This is a genomic window from Streptomyces sp. NPDC104309 (genome assembly GCF_055584025.1).
On sequence record NZ_JBVJMV010000151.1, the window covers coordinates 1 to 1,268 of the forward strand.

1 pseudogene is annotated in these 1,268 nt (G+C 68.2%); it reads right to left on the reverse strand.

Annotated elements, in window-relative coordinates:
- Positions 1 to 1,145: pseudogene (locus tag ACZ68L_RS46945) on the reverse strand (IS110 family RNA-guided transposase); the annotation flags it as partial.
- Positions 1,146 to 1,268: the final 123 nt, after the last annotated feature.

The following is a 1,268-nucleotide window of genomic DNA, read 5'->3' on the forward strand; positions in this document are numbered from 1 at the left end:
GTCGCGGAGCATGGCCCAGAGAACGTTGGCCCGACGGCGTGCGAGAGAGAGCACTGCTTGCTTGTGACCCTTCCCCTCGTCTCGCTTGCGTTGGTAGTACGTCCGCGACGCGGGGCATGTCCTGATGCTGGCCATGGAGGAGAGGTAGAAGGCTCGTAGAAGGCCGCGGTGGTAGCGGCGGGGGCGGTGCATATTGCCGCTGACGCGCCCGGAATCTCGTGGCACGGGGGCCAGGCCGGCGAAGCCGGCCAGGCGGTCTGGTGAGCCGAACGCGTCCATGGCGCCGCCGGTCCGGCGATGAATTCGGCGCCGAGCAGGGCGCCCATGCCGGGCAGGCTGCGGATTACCTCGGCGTGGGGATGTTCGCGGAACCGTGCCTCGATGAGTGCGTCGAGCTCGGCGATCTCCTCGTCGAGGGTGATGACCCCCTTGGCGAGACGGGCCACCATGGCGGCGGCCAGTTTCTCGCCGGGCAGGGACGTCTGCTGGCTAACGGCAGCTTCAAGGGCTGCGGCAGCGATGGCGGCGGGGTTCTTGACCTTGCGGTTTCTCAGCCAGGTCTCGATGCGCTTGGCGCCGCTGCGGCGGAGTGCGGCCGGGGTCTGGTAGCCGGTCAGCAGCATGACCGGGCCCCTGTTCGTCAGCGCAAGGGTCCGTTCCAACGCCGGGAAGAACTCGAGAAGTTGAGCTCGGAGCCGGTTGATCTGCCGGGTGCGGTCGCAGACGAGGTCGGTGCGGCGTCCGGTCAGGGTGCGCAGGTCGACGGCGATCTCGTCGCCGGGCCGCAGCAGGCCGAGGTCGTTGCGCATCCGGGCCTGGTCGGCGATGACGAAGGCGTCCTTCGCATCGGTTTTGCCCTGGCCGCGGTAGCCGGCGGATGCCTGGTGGACCGCCAGGCCGGTGAGGTAGGCCATCGGCTGGCCGTGGCCCAGGAGCAACCCGATCAGCAGGGCCGCGCCGCCGTGGTTGATGTCCACCGCCCACAGGAGATCCTCGGAGAGCGCGAGTACATCGCCGATCAGCTCCAGCAGGACCTTCTCGTCGTTCAGGACCCGGCGTGACAGGAGGCGTTTGCCCTGGGCGTCGATCACCACGCAGTGGTGATGTTCTTTGCCGATGTCCACTCCGGCCCATATCTGGCGCACGGCCACCTCCGCCAGCTCGTCGTCTCACATTGGTCCCAGCAGACGACCTCGCCGGCGTTGTCCTACGAAGCGATCAAGTCGCGTATCCCAATTAGCGGTCGAGTCGTCGCGGGGCTCCGGGCG